Below are 6,612 nucleotides of genomic sequence, written 5' to 3'. Positions count from 1 at the left end.
TAGGGTTTATCGTACTTATGAGGTAAAGTCAATTTTATTCTCGCTACTCCCTACTCCCTTCCTCCCTTACTCAGGGTGGTTAGGGGGGATTCCTGCTCCTATTAACCCAGGACGAAAGTACCTCACCAAATTCATAAATGCTATATATGTATGATTTGGTTTTATTGCTGAATCAATAGCAAATTTAGCCACTTAAAACCATCCATGTTTCCTGCCTCATGTTCTTAGATGAGGTTAATGTACAACAGAACTTATTATACAGTAAAACCAGTGGCATTGCGATGCACTTCTCCACTACTATTGCCAACTAAGGATTATCGTGCATAAGGAAAGTCAATCATTTACAAACCCTGTAAGTCAGTGGTATCTGATTTTCTCAGCAGCTATGGCTTTAGCTACTGGGGGGATTTATTTCTATGGCTTGCCCCAATTTGAATCGAAACGTCAAGCTTCTATATCAAATTCCCCAGAAAATACCATGGTCATGGTTGGGGTCACTGCCCTTGGACGTCTAGAGCCTCAAGGAGGAGTGACTCGTTTGTCTGCCCCTAATTCTGTAGGAGGTACCCGAGTTGACCAACTCTTAGTGAAAGAAGGAGACAAGATTAAGGCAGGGCAAATCATCGCTCTGCTAGACAGTTATGCTCTTCGTTTTGCTACTTTAGAACAAGCTAAACAAAAGGTTAAAATTTCCCAAGCTCGTCTGGACAAAGTCAAAGCTGGGGCTCAGGCAGGAGAAATTTCGGCACAAGAGGCAACGATCGCTCGCTTACAAGCTCAGTTACGAGGGGAAGTGGCGACACAGGAAGCAACCCTGGCTCGCTTACAAGCTCAGTTACGAGGGGAAGTGGCGACACAGGAAGCAACCCTGGCTCGCTTACAAGCCCAATTGCGTAATGCTCAAGCCGAGTATCGACGTAATCAAAAACTCTATCAAGAAGGTGCAATTTCTGCCTCTCTTTTTGACAGTAAACGTCTGCAAGTGGAAACGATTCAAGAGCAAATTAATGAAGCAAATGCTGCTCTGAAACGAACTGTGGAAACGATTCAAGAGCAAATTAATGAAGCAAAAGCGACTCGGCGACGGACTATGGACACCGGTCAAGAACAGATCACTCAAGCAAAAGCGACTCTAGACCGTATTACTGAGGTTCGTCCAGTAGATGTACAAATATCTCAGGGAGAGATTGAGAGTGCGATCGCTGCTGTCAAGCTTGCTCAAGCTGAACTAGATTTAACCTACATCCGTTCTCCTATCGATGGACAAGTCCTGAAAGTTCACACCAAATCTGGAGAAATTATTGGCAGTAATGGAATTGTTGAGCTAGGTCAAACCGACCAGATGTATGTAATCGCAGAAGTCCATGAAACGGATATTAGCAAAGTCCATCTGGGTCAAAAAGCTACTATGACTAGCGCTGCTTTTGATGGGAAAATACAGGGAACAGTCGCTGAGATTGGTTTACAAATTGACAGACAACAGGTTTTTGATGTTAATCCTGGATCAGATACGGATCGTAAAGTGGTGGACGTTAAAATTCGCATTGATGATTTCGTAGACAGTCAACGAATTGCAGCATTTACCAACTTACAAGTAGAGGTGACGATTCACCTGTAACTCGGTTAACCAGATTCAGAAGTGTTGAATCCGCAATAAAAGTTTACCAAAATGCTTGATGTCTGTCTATCGTTATTGTCAAGCGATGCAGCGCCGCATCGCAACTGCCTACTCCGATTAACCCAGGACTAAACTCCCTCAATCAATTTAAAAATACTATATTAAATTCCCCAGACATCTCATTTATTAAAATGCTTGAAGAATGATTCTCCAACTTCCTATTGCCTGGTTACAACTAGCGAGACAAAGAGTTCGTTTTCTGGTTGCTCTAGCTGGTATTGCGTTTATCGTTGTTCTTATTTTTATGCAAATGGGGTTTAATGATTCTCTCTATACTAGTGCTACCAAGGTGCATCAAATTATTAAAGGTGATTTGTTTTTAATCAGTTCCCAATATAAATCATTGACGGCTAAGCAGAGCTTTCCTAGAGAGCGTTTATATCAGGCTCTAGGATTTAATGGAGTAGAATCAGTTAGTCCCTTATATCTACGATTTGCAAAATTCAAAAATCCCATTACTGATCAAAAATACTCAATCTATGTTATTGGCTTGAATCCGGGTAAGCCTGTGCTCAATTCCCCGGAAGTTAATCAAAATCTGGATCTGCTCAAACTTCCTAATGTAGTTTTATTTGACCGGAAGTCTAGACCTGATTTTGGTCCAATTGCTGAGAACTTTGAGCAGGGAAACACGGAACAAACTATTGAAATATTTGGTTTTGCAGCAAGAAAAGGTTATCGAGTTAAGGTTGGAGGCTTGTTTAGTCTAGGACCTTCCTTTGGGGTGGACGGTAATTTGGTAGTTGGCGACTCAACATTGTTCCGGATATTCAATCTCAATTCAGAGATGGTTGATGTAGGAGTCATTAACCTCAAACCTGATGCAGATCATGAAATAGTTTTACAAAATTTGAAAAACCACTTATCTCAAGATGTTCTAGTTTTTTCTTATCAAGAATTTATTGACTTTGAAAAAGAATATTGGCAGACAAGAACTCCCGTTGGATTTATCCTTGGTATGATGCTGTTTATGGCATCAGTTGTTGGTATAGTTATTGTCTATCAAATTCTTCATAGTAATATTTCTACTAACTTAGTTGCCTATGCCACTCTAAAAGCAATTGGCTATCCAAATCAATACTTATTATCTGTAGTATTTCAACAGTCTGTTATATTAGCTGTTTTAGCGTATATCCCAGGATTAGCAATCTCTATAGGTCTGTATAATGTTGTCAGGGATGCTACTGGGTTACCAATGGAGATGAGACTTAATCAAGCCTCTATAGTTTTAATAGTAACCATTTTAATGTGTTTTGCTTCTGGTGTCTTGGCTGTTAACAAAATGCGGTCTGCCGATCCAGCTGATATTTTCTAGTTTTATTTTTTAAAAAATATTTTAAAAAAAAATTAATAATTGCTAGGCTATAAACTTTATAATTACTAGAGTATAATCCAATAAGCCGATGTCCCAAGAAATTTTGATTGATCTAAAAAAACTGAATCATTACTTGGGTCAACGGTCATTACGGAGCCAAATTTTATTTGACATTAATCTGGAAATAAAATCTGGAGAAATTGTCATTCTAACGGGGCCATCGGGGTCAGGGAAAACAACGTTGTTGACCTTAATTGGAGGATTGCGTTCTGTACAAGAGGGAAGTCTAAAAATTCTAGACCGAGAATTGTATGGCGCTAGTCCTGAACAATTAGTGTCAGTGCGTAGCCACATTGGTTATATTTTTCAAGCTCACAACTTACTAGAGTTCTTGACAGCCCGGGAAAATGTTCAAATGGCGATTGAACTGCATCGAGGCATCTCTCGCCGGGAAGCTCGCACTAGAGCTGAAGCTATGCTCCAACTGGTTAAGCTGGGGGATCGAGTTAATCACTACCCTCAAAACCTTTCTGGGGGGCAAAAACAACGGGTAGCCATTGCCCGTGCTTTAGTCAATAATCCCAAATTGGTCTTAGCAGATGAACCAACTGCTGCCTTAGATAGTAAGACAGGTCGAGATGTGGTTGATCTTATGCAACGACTAGCTCATGAGCAAGGATGCGCTATTTTGATGGTGACTCACGATAACAGAATTTTGGATGTTGCTGATCGCATCCTTCGTATGGAAGACGGGTATCTACTCACACCACAACCAGCTAATGACGAAATCCAAAAGGAAAAAGTCGAAAAAAAAATTGAAAATTGAAAATTGCCATTAATTAAAATAAATTGACTGCAATTAGCAATTACAAATTGGCAATTTGCTTTTGATTAATGGCAAATTAAAAATAACTAAAAAAGTAAACACAATGCTTGAAACTATCGCTGATAAAATCGATCAAGAATGTCATACTGAAGAAGCTATTCAAGCCTGGTTAGTTTCCCATCTCGCCCAACGACTGGAGGTTGATCCTGAAGAGATAGATATCCAGGAACCATTTGAAAGCTACAACTTAGAATCAGCAGATGCTTTGATTCTTTTAGGTAGATTGGAAAACTATCTTGGCCGTGAGATATCTCCCACCCTGTTGTGGAACTATCCTAACATCGAAGCCCTAGCAGAACGTTTAGCTGAAGATGCAAATGGCTAAACATCAAGCAGCCAGTAGTGGTAATCATGACCAAAGTTCAGATTAAGGTTAAGAAATGGAAGCGATCGCAATTATTGGTCTAGGTTGTCGTTTTCCTGGTGCCAGAAACCCGGAGGAGTATTGGCGGCTCCTATGTAACGGGGTAGATGCCATTACAGAGGTACCAGCAGATCGGTGGGATATCGATGCTTTGTACGATCCTAAACCTGGTACTCCAGGAAAAATGAGTACTCGGTGGGGTGGCTTTTTAGAACAAGTGGATCAATTTGATCCCCAGTTTTTCGGAATTACTCCGAGAGAAGCAGTTTATATCGACCCCCAGCAGCGACTTTTGCTAGAGGTAGCTTGGGATGCCCTGGACAATGCTGGGCAGGTGGTAGAAAAACTAGCCCACAGTAACACAGGTGTTTTTGTTGGTATTTCTGCCAGCGATTACCACCAGCGCTTTCAGCAAGGAGGCTATAGTGTCATCAATGCCTACATGGGGACTGGCAATGCTTTAAGTATTGCTGCTAACCGCCTCTCCTACCTATTTGATTTTCGAGGACCGAGTATGGCGATTGACACAGCCTGTTCCTCCTCATTGGTGGCTGTGCATCTTGCCTGTAAAAGTCTGCAGAGTGGAGAGTCTAATTTAGCCTTGGCCGGTGGAGTTAATCTGCTGCTGTCTCCGGAGTTGACCATCATCTTCTCTCAGGCACAAATGATGGCTACGGATGGGCGTTGTAAGACCTTTGATGCCAGAGCCAACGGTTATGTCCGAGGAGAAGGCTGCGGTATTGTAGTACTCAAACGTCTGGAGGATGCGATTAGAGACAATGACAATATCATTGCTGTGATCAAAGGTTCAGCCCTTAACCAAGATGGCCGTAGCAATGGACTTACCGCTCCCAATGGTCTGTCTCAAGAAGCAGTTATCCGCCAAGCCTTGGCAAATGCTGGAGTGGCACCAGCTCAAATTAACTATGTTGAAGCTCACGGTACAGGCACTCCCCTAGGAGACCCAATTGAGGCTGAAGCACTAGGGGCTGTGTTGAGTCAAGACCGTTCCCCGGACAACCCCTGCATTATCGGTTCCGCTAAAACCAATATCGGTCATCTAGAATCTGCCGCTGGCATTGCTGGTTTAATTAAGGTAGCGCTATTGTTACATCATGGCAAGATACCACCGAGCCTGCATTTCCAAACACCGAATCCCTATATTCCCTTCGACAAACTTCTGCTTCAGGTACAGCAAACCTTGACCCCTTGGCCGGAAACCGATGGTCTAGCTTTGGCTGGATTGAGTTCTTTTGGTTTTGGGGGAACTAACGCCCATATTATTCTAGGGCAAGCTCTCCAAGGGGATGAGAAGTTGAAGAAAAATAAGTCTGTCTATCCTGGTATCTCCTCGTCACCTTATCTGCTTCCCCTATCTGCTCGCAGTCCAGAAGCTCTGAGAGCTTATGCTAAGCAGTATCAGGAATTCCTAGCACCAGCAGCCTCTGGTAGCAGTGCCTCATTATCAGACATTTGTTATACAGCTAGTGTACGACGTTCTGATCATGACCACCGTTTGTCCTTGGTATTTCAAAACTGTGAGGAACTAACGGAAGGCCTTGAAGCATTTTGCTCTGGAGAAACTTACTCCGGTCTGTCTTGGGGTCGTAAGCAACGGAACCGCCGTCCTAAGCTAGTTTTTGTCTTTTCTGGTCAAGGACCGCAATGGTGGGGGATGGGGCGTGAATTATTATCTACTGAACCGGTCTTTTGCTCCACTATAGAGAAGTGTGATGGGCTACTACGCTCTTATGCCAACTGGTCACTGCTGGAGGAACTGACGGCTAATGAGTCAACATCCCGCTTGGCAGAAACTGAGATTGCTCAGCCAGCTATTTTTGCCTTGCAAGTTGCTTTAGCTGCTTTGTGGCGCTCTTGGGGAATAGAACCCAAGGCCATAATCGGGCATAGCGTGGGAGAAGTAGCAGCAGCTCATGTTGCTGGAGCTCTCAGCTTGGAGGATGCAGTGCAAGTTGTTTTCCACCGCGCTCGCTTCATGCAGCAGGGAACAGGTCTTGGAAAAATGGCAGCTGTGGAGTTGTCCGTAGCTGAGGCAGAGGAACTCTTAGCTAAGTATGCCGGTCGTCTGTCTATTGCTGCCATCAATAGTCCTACCTCACTGGTTCTATCAGGTGAAGCAGTAGCCCTGGAAGAAGTGCTTGAGTCCCTTGAGCAGCGACAGATTTTCTGTAAGATGATGCGGGTGAATTATGCTTTCCACAGTCCCCAGATGGAGCCGTTTCAAGATCAACTAGTGCGATCGCTTCAAGGAATTACACCTAAAACTGCATCTATTCCAATCATCTCAACCGTCACAGGTCTAGCTCATGAGGGTGAAAATTTTGATGCTGGCTACTGGGGACGCAATA

At 43.2% G+C, this 6,612-nt stretch carries 5 protein-coding genes; all 5 read left to right on the top strand.

Annotation, left to right across the window (positions count from 1 at the left end; genetic code table 11):
• Nucleotides 1–319: 319 nt before the first annotated feature.
• Complete coding sequence (locus F6J99_RS39500; RefSeq protein ID WP_293121590.1) at nt 320–1,618, top strand: ABC exporter membrane fusion protein; 1,299 nt, start codon at nt 320–322, stop codon at nt 1,616–1,618.
• 202 nt (nt 1,619–1,820) lie between these two features.
• Nucleotides 1,821–2,993, top strand: coding sequence for an ABC transporter permease DevC (gene devC / locus F6J99_RS39495; RefSeq protein ID WP_293121588.1), 1,173 nt, complete (start codon nt 1,821–1,823; stop codon nt 2,991–2,993).
• A gap of 88 nt (nt 2,994–3,081) precedes the next feature.
• Nucleotides 3,082–3,819 carry a DevA family ABC transporter ATP-binding protein gene (locus F6J99_RS39490; protein WP_293121586.1) on the top strand — a complete coding sequence of 246 codons (738 nt, stop codon included), beginning with the start codon at nt 3,082–3,084 and terminating at the stop codon, nt 3,817–3,819.
• 103 nt (nt 3,820–3,922) lie between these two features.
• A complete protein-coding gene (locus F6J99_RS39485) occupies nt 3,923–4,204 on the top strand; it encodes an acyl carrier protein (protein WP_293051189.1) in 282 nt (93 codons plus the stop codon).
• A gap of 55 nt (nt 4,205–4,259) precedes the next feature.
• The coding region (locus tag F6J99_RS39480; protein ID WP_293121584.1) for a type I polyketide synthase at nt 4,260–6,612 on the top strand (2,353 nt) is incomplete at its 3' end.

Source organism: Moorena sp. SIO4G3 (genome assembly GCF_010692305.1).
GTDB classification, from domain to species: Bacteria; Cyanobacteriota; Cyanobacteriia; order Cyanobacteriales; family Coleofasciculaceae; genus Moorena; species Moorena producens_A.
Note: the sequence above shows the minus strand (reverse complement) of the source record. Positions and strands in the feature narration are given on the sequence as shown.

Coding starts and splice junctions, on each gene's coding strand:
- F6J99_RS39490 (WP_293121586.1), top strand. CDS start 3,082: ATGTCCCAAGAAATTTTGATTGATCTAAAAAAACTGAATCATTACTTG.
- devC (WP_293121588.1), top strand. CDS start 1,821: ATGATTCTCCAACTTCCTATTGCCTGGTTACAACTAGCGAGACAAAGA.
- F6J99_RS39485 (WP_293051189.1), top strand. CDS start 3,923: ATGCTTGAAACTATCGCTGATAAAATCGATCAAGAATGTCATACTGAA.